This window comes from Verrucomicrobiales bacterium, assembly GCA_016793885.1.
In the GTDB taxonomy this organism is placed as follows: domain Bacteria; phylum Verrucomicrobiota; class Verrucomicrobiia; order Limisphaerales; family UBA11320; genus UBA11320.
Genome location: JAEUHE010000150.1, coordinates 1 through 14415 on the forward strand (window position 1 = coordinate 1; position 14415 = coordinate 14415).

Genomic DNA, 14415 nt, shown 5'->3' on the forward strand with positions numbered 1-14415 from the left:
GGATAATCCGCTCACCACAAGCCACTCCGCCACGTGCAGGAAAAGCGGAGACATGTCTCCGCACTCCATAGTCGCCTCCCTCCCTTCGTAAACGTAAACGTAAACGTAATCGTCCCTCGCCGACCGGTAGCGTCCCAAAAACTCATCACTCATCACTCATCACTCGTCACTCCCCCTCTTGGCATACCCCTGCCTCCGGAACCAATCGACCGCATCCTGCAACGCCTGGCGGGGTGAAGTCTGAGGCAACCCCAGCTCGCGGATCGCTTTGGACGGATCGAAGAACATCTTGTAACGAGCCATGCGTACCCCGGCCAGCGGGGCTTTAGGCGGTTTGCCGGTGAAACGGGCAATCCCCTCGTCGACCCAAGCAGCAGCATAGGCAATTCCATACGGCACCTGGAATCCAGGTCCCCGGATTCCGGTCAGTTCGGTCAGGACATCGAATGCTTGCTTCATGGTCCAATTGCCTTCCCGATTCCCCAAAATGTAGCGCTCGCCTAAGCGGCCTTTTTCGGCGGCCAGGATGTGACCTTGGGCGACATCCCGCACATGCACCCAGTTTAAACCGGTGTCCAGGTAGGCCGGCATCGCGCGGTTCAAGAAATCGACAATGACCTTGCCGGTCGGCGTTGGCTTAACGTCGCGTGGCCCGATGGGAGCGCTGGGATTCACGATGACCACCGGCGCGCCCTTGCTCGCCAGCTCTCGGGCCACCACCTCCGCCTGCCACTTGGAGCGCTTGTAGTGATTGCTCATCTGGGCTTCGGAGACCGGAGTCGATTCATCAGTAGGCTGAATCTGCCCATCCACTTCCTTGGGCAGGCCAATGCACCCCACGGTGCTGGTATAAACGATGCGAGAACAACCGGCCTCTCGTGCGGCCTCGATCAGGTTTCGCGTCCCTTCCACATTGGCGGCATACATTGGACGATAGTCGGGTAGCCAGAGATGATAACTGGCGGCGACATGGAAACACCAATCGACCCCTCGAAGCGCCTTTGTGAGTTGGCCAGGGTCCTCGAGATCCGCCGATACCGGTTCATAATCGGCTCCCTCCAGACCTCGCAAGTCACTGGTGCGACGCACAAGGGCCTTGACGCTGTGCCCCTGGGCTGCCAGCGCGTGAACCAGGTTGGCACCTACGAATCCGGAGGCGCCCGTAACGAGACATTTCATAGCAACGGAGTAGACTGCACAGTTCACCCCTTCGGTGCCGCGGAGGATTCCGGGCAGTCATTCGCCGACATTCCCGGTGATTCCCGGTTAAGCCGCGATCACCGTTCGCCGATGGATGAAGTGACGACGGGATTTAAAGGAATATTTCGGTCGTCGGAATCAAAATCGTTCGTTGAACTGGCTTCAAGCGCCGCAACCGGACTTGCGACATGGCCAAAAAGAGCCGTACCAGGAAGAGACTCAGCCGCCAACAAATGCGGGAATTAGACATCGAGATTGGGTTTCTCGAAGGGGTCATCAGGCGGGATCCTCACTACATCGAAGCGCTTCGGTTGCTGAGCGATGACTATCTCATGAGAGGTTCGTATGCCCAGGGGCTTCAGATCGACGAACTGCTGATGCACCTCCAGCCGCACCATCCTCAAACTTTTTTCAATCTTGCCTGCAGTTATTCCGTGAACGGACAGATTCGTGCCGCAGCTGACGCTTTGGCCATGGCGATTGACCATGGTTACAACGATTGGAAGTGGATCGCACGAGAGGGCAGCCTGGAGAATCTTCGTCAGGATGCCTGCTACCAGGAGCTGCTCGCCAAGATCCAGGCGATCCTTACCCCCGTCTGCTGATTTTTCTCATCCTTTCCTCATTGCCTTCCCCCTCTCTTTCGAGAGGATCGGGGCATGAATGTGACTGTAGGTGGAAAGACGCGTCTCTGTCGCACGGTGGACTTCAACGCGGCTCGCAACACGGTTCAACTGATCGAGCAACGGCTGCTTCCGCATCAATTCAAGATCATTGAGACGCCGGATTACCTGGCGACAGCCGATGCGATTCGGGACATGGTGGTTCGTGGCGCTGGAGCGATTGGCGCCACGGCTGCCTATGGATTGGCTCAGGGGGCTCAGGCCTATCGCGGGCGAAGTCTGTCCGCGTTTCGCAAGCATCTCGACCGGGTCTACCGCACCCTGGCAGATGCACGGCCCACGGCGGTCGACCCGGTGAATGCCATGCACATTGTCCGCGAGGCGGCCCTTCAAGGCGCCACTGTCGGGGAGCAGAAGCTGCATGCCGTGCTGGCTGCGGAGGGGTTCGCGGAGAGTAATCTGGAGGATTGTTCCGCCATCGGTGATTTTGGGGAGCCGCTGATACGCGAGGGGATGAACATCCTGACCCATTGCAACGCCGGCTGGCTGGCCTTTGTGGATATTGGAACCGCCACCGCACCCCTCTATGCCGCGCACGCGCTGGGGAAACGCTTCCATGTTTATTGCGATGAAACTCGTCCGCGATGCCAAGGCGCAGCCCTCACTGCCTGGGAGTTGGCGCAGCAGGGGATTTCCCATCAGGTGATAGCCGACAATGCCGCCGGACTTCTTTTCTCTCGCGACGAGATCGACATGGTCATCGTGGGTAGTGATCGCGTGCTGGGTCAAACCGGAGAGGTGGCTAACAAGATTGGCACCTACACCAAGGCGGTGCTCGCGCGTCGCCATCGCGTGCCCTTCTACGTCGCCATTCCGCTGTCCACCATCGACTGGACTCTGGCTTCGGGGGCTCAGATTCCCATTGAGGAGCGGGATGAACGGGAAGTGCTCGGCGCTTGGGGCATGACTGATCGGAAGAAGCGCGAGTATGTTCGGATCGCGAATCCGAGCAGCCGGGCGTTTAACCCCGGCTTCGACATCACTCCCCCTGAGTTGATCACCGGCATCATCACGCCCATGGGCATTTTTCCGCCCCGGCAGCTGTGGAAACAGCGCGCCAAACTGATGGGTTGACCGACAACCCGGCTGCGGCGGGGCCAATCATCTCGCCACGAGTTTGGCGGGATTCACGACCACGTGGCGGATGCGTTCGCGATGCCAGGTGTAGCTTAAATGCACCAGGCCATCGGCTGTCTGGATGATTGCCGGATAACTGAATTCCAGGCCTGGCGAATCCTCCAACACCAGGACCGGCTTCCAGTTTTTGCCATCCTTGGAGATGGCCAGGTTCAGCGGCGAGCGGCCCTTGGGAGTGTGATTGTAGACAATGAGATGGCTGCCGTTTTTGAGCGTGACGGCATCCGTTCCTGAATTGGGGTTGGGCAGGGTTCCGTAGCTCAAAGCCGTCCATGATTTACCGCCGTCCTTAGACCACGTCTCGAACACACGCCCGCCGCGGGTTCGCCCCAACGCCTGCAGTGTGTTTTTTTCATGAAAGAGAATGCTTGGCTGGATCGCATTCAACTCGGATTCGTCTGCCTTCACGGGCGGGGTGACCTTGCTCCAGGAGACGCCCAGATCGGTAGTGCGCTCGAAATACACGCGCCAATCCACTCGCTTGGGCCCATTGTCATACTCGATGCTGGTGGGGCAAAGGATATCTCCGTTGGCCAGTTGGACCGGCTTGTTCTTGATCGGACCGAGAATGCCTTCCGGCAGCCGACGCGCCTCGCTCCAGGTGCGTCCTTGATCCATGCTCGTTCGCAGCATTCCCCACCAGGTCTTGGGATCAGGGCCGACCTTGTAGAAGAGCAGGAGCGGTCCCTGCTTCGGTTGAAAGAGCACCGGATTCCAACAGGGATGCCGGGTGCCGTTCGCCTGGACGCCATTGGCCACCTCCACGGGAGTTGTCCATCGTTGACCCTCGCGGCGCGAAACCCAGATTCCAACATCAGGATGCTTCTCATGCGTGCCCCCAAACCAGGAGGCAACCAGCTCCCGCTCGGGAGTCTCCACCAGCGTGGACGCATGGCAGGAAGGGAAGGGCGCAGTTTCGTAGATGAATTCGGACGAAATGAGTCCGGGTTGGGACGGACGATCGGCGGCAGACAAGGAACCGCCCAGCACGACTAAACCGATCAAACACAGGCTCCGCAGTGGTGAGATGATCATGGGCCGATACAGTGAGGACACCAGGTTGGGAATCAAGTTTGATCGAGCAAAAAGGAAGGCCAGCCGGGCCGGCTGGCCTTCCGTGAGTGAGTGAGTGGGTTGTTGCTAAGTCGGGATGTTAGCGCACCAGCCGGTAGTAGGCCGCTTTGCCATCGGGAGACTGGAAGATCACGTTGAGATTTCCCTCTGGTGTGGGATCACCCACATTCGTCCACGGTCCGTCCAGGCTGGGGGCCGATTGAAGCGCCATTCCCTCGGTGCCGTCCGCGGTCCAGGCGATGCGGATGGTGCCGTCGGGCTGAATGGTGGCGGTTTGCTGGATCACCGGCAGTTCAACGTCCCCAGGCAAGATACGAACATTGTCCACCAGGAGTGTGTGGTCGCCCGTGGGCGAGGTGTGTTTGATGGTCAGGTCTCCGGAGACGTCCGGAGCGGTGAATACCGCGCGCACCGCCCGATACGCGTTGTTCCCGCCAACGGGGCGCATTTCCGCCTCCGCGATTGGCCCTTCGAGTCCCGTCAGGCCGATTTGGTAAGCGGTGGCTTCTGGTCCGCAGCAGTTCCGGGCGTTCAGCCAGACGTAGACGGTGTAGATTTCACCCGGGGTCAGCCCATCGATGGTCTGCGTGATCGAGCTTCCGTTGCCCTGGAGCAGAAACACCCGGTCCTGGTCCGGACCGGTTCCGTTGTCGGAGAAAGGCCCGACTCCGACGATGTTGACACCGTAGCCGCCCGTGGCGCGCCAGCCCATGATCTTCGACGGTTGGATGTAACCAACGCCGTCAGCAATCCCTTCCGCTTCGAAGCTGGGGTTGAACACCACCACCTCATCCGCATTCCTTTGGACCAGGGTCACAGCATCGATCAGCACACTGGCGTCGCCTTCCGCCTTCGATGCGAATTCCAGCACTCCCGTGCTCGAGGACGGGGTAAACACGATATGATGACGCGGGTAGTCTCCGGCACCGCCTTGGCCCGCAGGTGCGATTTCGGCAATCTTGCCAATCTCGGTGCCATCCCAATTCACGGCCAAGTCGATCTTGCCGCCGCAGCAGTTGCGCGCGTTGTAGGCGAACTGCAGCCAATAGGTTTTGCCGGCTTGGAGCCCGGTGATCTGTTGCCGCAGCTTTCCGCTGCCTTGGATGAAGGCCACCTGGAGACGATCGGGGATCGTTCCGTTATCGTGGAACGGCCCGTCCGCCTTGTTCAACCCGCGATTGCCTTCGCCTTCCCAGGCCAGGATCTCGCCATACCCGGGGGCGGCTCCGGCGGCTGTCGCCTCGAAGCTCGGGTTGCGGATGAGCGAGGTGACGACATTGATGGCAGCGTCGTTCTTCACACATTGGTTCGCGTCGTCAATGATCTCAACTCGGGCGACTCCGCGTCCCACTCCCGTTACAGAGAAAGGCTGGCTTGCCGGCCCGCCCTTGGGGAAGGTGATGGACAACGTTCCATCTTCTTGGGCTCCCACCAATCGAGCGATGTTCTGGTTGGCCAGGCGCAGGACGAGAGTGGCCGAGTCTCTTTCCAGCAGACGAGGATCCACTTCCAGGTTGAAGTTGGCCACCTGCCCAGGCGCGATTTCGGCCGCGGACGGGGTGAATTGGATGCACTCCAGCGGGATGATGACCGCGCCTTTGATTCGAACATCGTCCAGCAGGAGGGTGTGGCTACCATCGACCGTTTGTTCGAAGGCGATCTCCGCCGAAGGTGAGGTCGGAGTGAACTTGACCGTCTGGCTGAGGTATTCCGCCCCGCCCACGGCAGCTACATCCAAGTCGAGGAGTGCAGTCCCATCGACGCTCACGCGCAGATGCGGAGCACTGCCCCCGCTGGCGTTCACGGCGAAGCTGAGTTCATACTCCGTTCCGGCGGACAGGTTCGGGACGACTTGGCGCAAGGACCCGACTCCCTGGATAAATGCGACATTGTCCTGGTCTGGATTCGTTCCGTTGTCGGCATAGGGCCCGACACCCGACTGGTCGACCCCGTAAGTCCCTTCACCGACCCATCCGGCGATGGAGCGAGGGCTCACGATTCCGGCTGGAACTTCATCGGTTCCGGCTACGATGCCGCTGGCCTCGAAGCTTGGGTTGATGACCACCACATCGTTCGTGCTGCGTTGAACGATCGTCACGCCATCCAAGAGCGCGGTGGCGTCACCGCCGGCGATCGTGGTGAACTTGAGGGTTCCCGCATCGGAATCCGGCGTGAACACGACATTGCGGGACAGGTACGATTTGCCGCCGGTGACCGGTCGGAGGTTGACGATTCGATCAAGGTCGGCATCGTTGAATTTGGTAATGACATCGATGGTGCCACCGCAGCAGCCCCGCGCATCGTAGTTAAACTGAATCCAGTAAGTCTCACCGGGGGTGAGTCCGGAGATGGCTTGGGAAAGGGAGGTGCTGCCCTGTAGGAACGCGACACGAGCCTGATCTGGGATCGGCGTGCCACCGTTGTGGAATGGGCCGTTGCTCTGGTTTACGCCGCTGCCGCCCGACCAGCTATCGATGCTGCTATAGCTCGGGAAGGTGGCGTTGTAGTTTGCCTCAAAACTCGGATTTTGAATAAAGCTCGCTGCAAATATCGGCTGCGAGAGTCCTAACAATGCTAGTGTGGGTAGGGAGATTATACGTGTACGCATAGTGAGTAATTGAATTACTTCGGTTTCGGACAAGGCTGTAATTGCACAATGTCTGGGATGAAAACGGATTGCAAGACTTTGTGAGCCCCTTTGACATGTATCGTGGCCTGATTCACCATGGATGACGTGACGCCGCAGGGTGAGTCCTCCCTGGCTATGCAGAGGGATTGGCCGGGTGGAGAGATGAACGTTAAGCGCACCTATCAACAACTAAACGAGCTATGATCAAAATCTTCCTGCTGAAACTCCTCATCGCCTCAGCTTCCGGCTGGGCGATCCTTAACCTGCTGTGACATGCGGGACTTTGGCTATCTGCGCGATCCGCTGTTCCTGACAGGCTGTGCTGCGTATGCCGTCAACCGCTGGGTGCTCAAGCCTCAGGTTCACCTCGGGTTTCTCCATTCCTATTTTAATGACCTCTGGCTTATCCCCTGTGCCTTGCCTCCGATTCTTTGGTTGCACCGGCGACTCGGGCTGCGCCGACATGATACCCCCCCGGGCGTTAGTGAAATCGCGAGCCACCTGGTCTTCTGGTCGGTGTTGTTTGAATGGGTAGGCCCCAGATGGGTGGGGCATGCCACTGGGGATCCGGGCGATGTGCTGGCCTATACTCTCGGTGCGATTCTCAGCGGACTATTCTGGTGGCGGTGAGACCCTGGGTGGACGATTTGTTCGGGCTCATGGGTTTTTCACCGTCTCGTCCCTTTCTGGCAGGCGACGAATGAGGATCTCCCGCCGCTGACGGTCTTCTATGGGTGGGGACCAGAGGCCTTGCATTCCTCAGGTAGATAAGCAGCGCGGATTGCATCTTGCCTGACACCCCTTTCCACGCTCTGGCGTTCAGGACCTCCGATCAACCGTTTCGTCGCAGACTCCACTTCCGCCTGGTTTTTGTGGATTGCCCTGGGCTGCAGGAAGCTCCTGGAGATGTTCAACGATGGTGTCCGTTCCATGGAAATTATCTACACCAGGGCCTGAAATTACCGTGAGGACGGCTGCGCACGATTCCTTTCGACACTCTCGCCGTGGCATCTGATGTGCTGAAGTAAGCGAGATCGTCTCAACTCAACCTTTAAACGTATGGCCACATCTACTCTCTTACTGATCGTTCTGGTGGTTCTTCTGGTCGGCTCTCTGCCCTCGTGGCCTTACAGCCGAGGGTGGGGATATTATCCCAGTGGCGGCTTGGGTCTGGTGGTTTTGATTATCCTCCTCCTCTTACTGACCGGCCGCTTTCCGTCTTAGTCCCCGGCTTTCCCGAAAGTGCCTCTAGCGGCGCTCCGATTTGGTTGTTGAGATGGAAGCACGCGAAACCGTAAGCGGGATAACGACGCCCCGTGGAAAGAAAACCGTGACCCAGTTTGCCAAAATGTGGTCGGAACATGCCGAATCGAGCGCCCTTGTCCTCGTCGACGTCATCAATGACTTCGACTTTCCCGGAGGCAATCAGCTCTTGCGCTCTGCAATGCCTATGGCGAGGAGGTTAAAGGCCCTCAAGACTCGAGCGCGAAGAGCCGGGGTGCCGATCATCTATGCGAATGACAATTTTGGTTTATGGCAGTCCAGCTTCGAGGTCATTGTAGATCACTGCCTGCAGTCCAAAGGGCGAGAGATAGTGCGGGCGCTGAGCCCGGACCTTTCCGACTATTTCATACTGAAGCCCAAGGAATCGGCCTTTTATGCCACGAACTTAGAGCTGCTGCTCAAGGACCTGGGCGTGAAACGCCTGATCATTGGAGGCATCGCCGCCGACGTTTGCGTTTTGTTTACCGCCATGGATGCCTACCTCAGGGAATACAATCTCTGCATCCCCTCCGACTGCATCGCTTAGACGTCAAAGGTTCTGAAAGACTGCGCTCTGCGCCAGATGGCCGATGTGTTGAAGGCGGATGTCGGCCATTCGAGTCAGATCGAGATCGAACGGGAACAGCCCGCAGGGGCGGACGACCATGAGGGGGTGCGTCGGAACTAGCGGTGCACTTGGGTCTGGAGGATGTGATGGTCCAGGCCCGCTACCCGCTCTCGTTCGCTAGGACCCAAATCCGGCCTGTCCATGTAAAAACAGTCGTCGAAGGTGGACGTCGAATGGGTAGGTACCTTCAGTATCCCTGTGACCATCCGCGGTGGAGAGGCTCTCGTGGTTATCCACGAACAGTGGCTCGATCTTTGAGATTGGTTTCGCCCCAGGCCTTCGAGCAGTGCACGCAGCAGAACATAACCCCGTCGAGTTCCACGCCGTGCCCGATGATGCGGCAGTCACAACCTGCACATTGGGGTGCCAGTGCCTGAATGGCGCATTCGAACGAATCGAAGAAGTGGCTGCTGTTGTTCATGACGACCTCGAAGGCTTTATCGTAATTATTCCCACAGGTCTCACAGGTCTTGGATGGTTGTGTTGTGTCCATGGTGGCCCCTCAGCTTGCAACGTGCCAAGGCTGGCCCCGTTCACCCGTCGCCCTAACTTCCTTCACTTCGAGGCGGGGCGTGCCATCTTAAAGCGGAAACCACCATCCGCGTTCGAGGTGGATCGTTATGAAGCCGGCGCATGTCGCGCCCCGCTCTTGGCGTCCTTTAAGCTGGGAGCCGTCGGTTCCATGTTCGATGAAGAAAGCTCTCCGTGATAACGGTCGGTCTGGTTACGCGAGCGTGGGTCTCCCGAATCGAAGCCGGTTGCTTCCCCCCCACTCCGCGACCGGCAAGTGAGCACGCAGCCCCTGTCGATAGTGTGAGCAGCAATTGCAAAACGCTACCAATCTCTGAAGCCTCTAGGCGATTTGCAACGGCCGAGGGTTCAGCTTGAATAGAAGAATGAACGTCCCTCGAACCACGTCAACCACGCGAAATTAAAGGGAGCTGCCCCCCAAGAATCCCTTCTTGGCATGATCCCTGCAAAGTCCGCGGCATGGTCAAATCAATCGCTCGGAGTTTAGGTGCGATCCGAAAGCCCGCCCACGAAGAAATCGCCCACTTGGTTTTTCACCTCTTGTGGGAGGATTGAAGGCTAATCACTTTCGTTGGGTTCTCTCCAAGCGTGTCCCGCTAGCCGCATCTTCATGAAATCCCTATTTCGCGCCCTGAGCTATTTCAAGCCTGATCACTCGAGAGTCACCGTAGTGGTTGGCCTCATGATCGCGAGCGTTGGTCTGAACCTCCTCAAGCCCTGGCCAATGGCTCTGATAGTCGATTCGGTTCTGGGACAGAAGCCTTTCCCCCAGTGGCTGCCGGAGTCCTGGTCCCACTGGTCCAAGCCGCAACTGCTGGGCACTCTCATTGTGATCTTCATGAGTTTGCATCTGTTGCACGCCGTCCTTTCGGCCGGCCAGAATTACCTCACCATTTCGGTCGGACTGCGCGGGCTTCAAAGAGTTCGGGACGATGTTTTCGGGTGGCTGCAAAGACTCTCGATGAGGTTTCACAAGGGGACGGAACCGGGCGATCTCATATTCCGAGCCGGCACTGATGCCTGCGCTTTCCAATCGTTGCTGGAACAGGGTGTGTTTACCTCACTATCAGCCCTCTTCAGTTTGCTTCTGATGTCCGGGGTGATGCTCGCGCTCAACTGGCAGCTGAGCCTGTTCGCTTTGGCCGCGATTCCCCTCCTGATTTTCACGGTGCGAGCGTTTAGCAAGGAACTCAAAGCCCGCGGAGTTAAGGCTCAGCAGGCCGAAAGCAAAGTCTATTCGCTCATTCATCAGGGAATCCAGGCGCTGCCGCTCACGCAAAGCTACACCCGCGAGCAAGAGGCCGAGCAACGATTCCAGGACCAGACGAGCCGGGCACAACGACGCAAACTGTCGCAGCATGGCTTAGAGGTGTTCTATTGGCTGGCCATCTCCGTTCTACTGACGAGCGACACCGCCCTCCTGACGTGGTTTGGCGCTCGGCAGGTCTTGGAGAACCAGCTTAGCTTGGGCGAATTGTTGGTCTTTCTGGCTTACCTGGGCCAAATGTTTGATCCCCTCAATCAGCTCTCCATGGTGGGCGCCACGCTTTCGACCGCCAGCGCGAGCATCAAGCGGGTGTTCGAGGTATTAGACGCCCCGGATGAGGTGAAAGATGCACCGAACGCACGGCCGGTGCGAAGTGATCGGGTTAAGCGCTCTCGAGCACGGGCCGCACGTGAGGCTCTGGAGGTCAAAGGGAACATCGAGTTCGACAACGTGACTTTCGGATACGAACCGTGCCGAAACGTGCTGAACGGACTTTCCTTTCAGCTCCGCGCCGGACAATCGACCGCTATCATTGGTCCCAGCGGATCTGGCAAAACCACGCTGTTAAATCTGTTGCCCCGCTTCATAGATCCCGCCACGGGGAGCGTTCTTCTCGAGGGGGTTGACCTTCGCCAGTTGCGGGTTCGGGAGTTGCGGGCGCAAATCGCTCTGGTCCTGCAAGAGCCCATCATCCTTCCTACCACCGTCGCTGAGAATATTTCGTTTGGAAAAGCGGACGCTTCCATGGCGGAGATCGAGAAGGCCGCGAAGTCTGCCAACGCCCACGGTTTTATCTGTGACTTGAAGCATCAGTATCGGACTACTATTGGCGAGGGGGGCGATTCGTTGAGCGTGGGCGAGCGTCAGCGTATCAACCTTGCCCGGGCTTTTCTGAAAAATGCTCCGATCCTCATCATGGATGAGCCTACCAGCGCTTTGGATGTGGAGAGCGAGGGGCAGGTGGTCGAAAGCCTTCAGGCGTTGATGCAGGGACGAACGACCCTCATGGTTGCCCATCGCCTTTCCACCATACAGTGCGTTGATAATATCCTGGTCCTGGAGGCGGGGGTTGTCAGCGAGTTTGGGTCGCCTGAGGATCTGATCCGAAGAGGAAACTATTTCTCACGGGTTGCCAAAGGGCATGTGTCTTTGAACGGATCGGTTCGATAGCGAGGGAAGCACCGGCATATGCCTTGGGCATTCAGGAGAGTTATCTCCAAAGGCCTGCTCAAACCCGTCCACAATCCTCCGTGCCTTCCAACGCCCCCGTTTGCAGAGAGGCACTACTTAATGCATTTTGCACGATTTCAGCCCGGGCTTTGCAAGATGCCCGAGCCTGACTGGGCTGCCAATTTGGTCGATGCCAACCGCGCATTTCCCAGCAAACTTTTGTTATCATGACTCCTTGCTTCGCGCTGATAAATCCTTTTACAAGAACTCGCTGCCTGAGGGAATGCTGCTGCGTATGGAGACCATTATAAAGACCTGAATGATTCATCCTAGGGGGAGTGATTTGCTGCATGAGTTCTGAACTACCTGAAGAACTGCGCCAGGATCTGCTCGAGGAGTTTTATGCCGAGTGTGATGAACTCCTCGCCTCGATGGGGACTCATCTTGGCGCGGTCGAAGTCCGATCCACTGCGTTCGAACGCGATCGCCATTTGCAGGAGTTGTTTCGTGCACTGCACACTTTTAAGGGCAATTGCGGCATCGTTGGTCTCAGACCTGCGGAACAGGTAGCGCACGCTATGGAAGCGGTGGTTCGCGCCGTTGTTCGTGGTGAACTGAAGTTGTCTTCCGCTCTGGTTGATTCGATCGGGGTCGCCACCGAACGATTAAGAGAGTTTCTCGTGGCTCATCGTGGAAAGCTGCCGTTGCCCAGGCTTAATAATCTCGAACGGGAGTGGACTGACTGGTTGTCACGCGAGAGAGGAGAGGGAATCCATCCGACACCCGACGGTTCCCAACCGGAAGAGAATGAGGATGCGAGCGAGGAGCAGGATTCGGGTGAGAAGCCGGAGGCTTGGACCTGCCATTTCACGCCCACCCCGGCTCTTGCCCAGCAGGGGGTAGGCATTGATGTCGTGCGGCATCGGTTGTCCGACATCGGCAAGGTCTTGAGCTGCACCCCGGTTGTCGAGGCTAGTGGCCGCTTAAGCTTTGTGTTAACCGTTGAGTTGCGAGTTCCGCCGACCGACTTTGCACATTGGTCCCGGCTAGGAGTGCGATTCGAGCCCCCGCCGGATTCGCCGCGACAAGAGTCCTTCCTCGACGGCTCGCTGAAGGGGGGGAACGCGCCCGCGGAGTCTGACTTGGCACCTTCACGTCTGGTCCGAGTGGATCTCACTCATTTGGACGAGCTCATGCGTATCACGGGAGAAATCCTCATTCAGCGCTTTAAGTTGAAAGACCGGCTCGGGGACCGTTTCGGGGACGACGACGATCTCAAGCTTTTGGACCACTCTTTGGGACGTTCCCTGCGTGATCTGAGCTCAACTCTATATCGGGTGCGGCTGGTGCCCATTGCCGAAGTGTTCTCCCGCATGCCCTACGTGGTTCGGGAGCTGATCCGCGGATCTCAGGATGAGATCCGGCTTCGGATTGAAGGGGAGGAGACCGAAGTGGACAAATACTTGGTTGAGCGGCTTCGAGAGCCGCTGCTGCATCTGGTGAGGAACGCGGTTGCGCATGCGTTTGATCCCCCGGACGTCAGGCTCCAGCAAGGCAAGCCGCGTGAGGGCACCATCGTCTTGCACGCGAGGCGCACGGGTGATGCCGTAGAAATCCGGGTCGCGGATGATGGCAAGGGCATTGACCACCGCGCGATTGCCGAGCGGGCCATGAAACTGGGCCTAGCATCGCCCTTGAGCGACGGCGCAAACCCTGTGCTCACCACGCTGTGCCAATCGGGCTTTTCTACCCGAGACACTCCGGACCGCACTGCGGGGCGAGGGGAGGGTATGGCAATCGTCGCTAGAACGGTCGCGGAGTTGGGAGGGACCCTGCGGCTCTCGACCCAGGTCGGGGTGGGCTCGGAGTTTACCCTGAGACTGCCACTGAGTCTGTCGATCATCGAAGCGCTGATCGTCAGCGTTGCGGGCCAGCTTTGTGCGATTCCCCAAATCCACGTGGATCAAGTACTTCAGGTGTCGAGTGCGGCGGTGCGAACGGTGGGAGGCGCGGAGTTCGTTTGCTACCGGGATGGCCTGCTTCGCGTGGTTCGGCTGCGGAAGATTTTTCGGGCGGTCCCCTCGGTGGACGAAGATGTGACCGTCTTGGTCATTCGCTCAGAGGGTGTTGCGCATGCCCTGGTGGTTGACTCCGTACGTGGTCAGAAAGAGATTGTGGTCTCTAGCTTTTGCGATCCTCTGATCCGTGTTCCGGGCGTTGCCGGGGCAACCGAATTTGGCGACGGCCGCCCGGTGCTCGTGATTGCTCCGGACGATTTAGTGCACAGTCCCCGTGCCGGCCCCGCGATCTCAGAGTCCGATCTGAATTCCGGCCCGAACACGAAAGGCACGTTATGAGCCTCGAACAATCCTACATCATTTTTGAGGTAAACGGAGGAGCATACGGCCTGAAATGTGCAGAAGTGCAGCACATCGAGATGCTCGAACACGTCACGCCGGTGCCCAATACCGCTCTTGCCGTGGAAGGAGTGGTTTTTTCGAGAGGGCGAGTCTTTCCCGCCCTCAACCTCCGGATTCGATTCGGAGCTCCCCGCAAACCTCATACCCTTCAAACTCGCTTGATCTTTCTGAAGGTTCAGGAACGCGTCGTGGGATTGATTGTCGATGCTGCCAGAGAGTTCCACCAGATTCCCGCCTCCGCCATCCGTCCCGTGGGGGACAGCCTGGTGGGCATCGAAGGAAATTATGTGCAGGGCATGACCACCGTGAAGGGACGGTCAGTGCTGATCCTGGACGTGGCAAGAGTGCTCGCCCTCGATGAGGTTCAAATTCCCATCGAAGATTCGCTTCCGGTCGCAACCTCCGATTGAACC

Annotated in this window: 12 protein-coding genes; 8 read left to right on the forward strand and 4 right to left on the reverse strand. The window is 58.2% G+C overall.

Features of this window, described 5'->3' with window-relative positions; all coding sequences use genetic code 11:
* Positions 1-159: 159 nt before the first annotated feature.
* Positions 160-1179, reverse strand: a complete 1020-nt coding sequence (locus JNN07_16855; GenBank protein ID MBL9169412.1) for an NAD-dependent epimerase/dehydratase family protein — start codon at positions 1177-1179, stop codon at positions 160-162.
* A 254-nt stretch (positions 1180-1433) separates the two neighbouring features.
* On the opposite strand from JNN07_16855, the gene JNN07_16860 reads away from it, so the two are divergent.
* Together JNN07_16860 and mtnA are read left to right on the forward strand one after the other, a co-directional pair.
* A complete protein-coding gene (locus tag JNN07_16860) occupies positions 1434-1805 on the forward strand; it encodes a hypothetical protein (GenBank protein MBL9169413.1) in 372 nt (123 codons plus the stop codon).
* A 54-nt stretch (positions 1806-1859) separates the two neighbouring features.
* Positions 1860-2957 (forward strand): S-methyl-5-thioribose-1-phosphate isomerase, encoded by a 1098-nt coding sequence (gene mtnA / locus JNN07_16865; protein MBL9169414.1) that lies wholly within the window; start codon positions 1860-1862, stop codon positions 2955-2957.
* A gap of 27 nt (positions 2958-2984) precedes the next feature.
* Here the strand turns inward: mtnA and JNN07_16870 are convergent, their stop codons facing one another.
* Both JNN07_16870 and JNN07_16875 read right to left on the reverse strand, forming a co-directional pair.
* Positions 2985-4055 carry an exo-alpha-sialidase gene (locus tag JNN07_16870; protein ID MBL9169415.1) on the reverse strand — a complete coding sequence of 357 codons (1071 nt, stop codon included), beginning with the start codon at positions 4053-4055 and terminating at the stop codon, positions 2985-2987.
* A gap of 118 nt (positions 4056-4173) precedes the next feature.
* Positions 4174-6702 (reverse strand): hypothetical protein, encoded by a 2529-nt coding sequence (locus tag JNN07_16875; GenBank protein ID MBL9169416.1) that lies wholly within the window; start codon positions 6700-6702, stop codon positions 4174-4176.
* Positions 6703-6996: 294 nt separating this feature from the next.
* Between JNN07_16875 and JNN07_16880 the strand changes: the two genes are divergently transcribed.
* From JNN07_16880 to JNN07_16890, 3 genes are all read left to right on the forward strand, one after another.
* Complete coding sequence (locus JNN07_16880) at positions 6997-7353, forward strand: hypothetical protein (GenBank protein ID MBL9169417.1); 357 nt, start codon at positions 6997-6999, stop codon at positions 7351-7353.
* A 429-nt stretch (positions 7354-7782) separates the two neighbouring features.
* Positions 7783-7947, forward strand: coding sequence for a DUF3309 domain-containing protein (locus JNN07_16885; protein ID MBL9169418.1), 165 nt, complete (start codon positions 7783-7785; stop codon positions 7945-7947).
* Positions 7948-7999: 52 nt separating this feature from the next.
* Positions 8000-8533: a cysteine hydrolase gene (locus JNN07_16890; GenBank protein ID MBL9169419.1), complete on the forward strand. Its 534-nt coding sequence runs from the start codon at positions 8000-8002 to the stop codon at positions 8531-8533.
* A gap of 310 nt (positions 8534-8843) precedes the next feature.
* Here the strand turns inward: JNN07_16890 and JNN07_16895 are convergent, their stop codons facing one another.
* Positions 8844-9107, reverse strand: coding sequence for a hypothetical protein (locus JNN07_16895; protein MBL9169420.1), 264 nt, complete (start codon positions 9105-9107; stop codon positions 8844-8846).
* 648 nt (positions 9108-9755) lie between these two features.
* Between JNN07_16895 and JNN07_16900 the strand changes: the two genes are divergently transcribed.
* The 3 genes from JNN07_16900 to JNN07_16910 all read left to right on the forward strand — a co-directional run bounded on the left by JNN07_16900 (position 9756) and on the right by JNN07_16910 (position 14412).
* Positions 9756-11582: an ABC transporter ATP-binding protein gene (locus JNN07_16900; protein MBL9169421.1), complete on the forward strand. Its 1827-nt coding sequence runs from the start codon at positions 9756-9758 to the stop codon at positions 11580-11582.
* Positions 11583-11932: 350 nt separating this feature from the next.
* Positions 11933-13939 (forward strand): chemotaxis protein CheW, encoded by a 2007-nt coding sequence (locus JNN07_16905; protein MBL9169422.1) that lies wholly within the window; start codon positions 11933-11935, stop codon positions 13937-13939.
* Positions 13936-14412: a purine-binding chemotaxis protein CheW gene (locus JNN07_16910; protein MBL9169423.1), complete on the forward strand. Its 477-nt coding sequence runs from the start codon at positions 13936-13938 to the stop codon at positions 14410-14412. The genes JNN07_16905 and JNN07_16910 overlap by 4 nt, the downstream gene beginning before the upstream one ends.
* Positions 14413-14415: the final 3 nt, after the last annotated feature.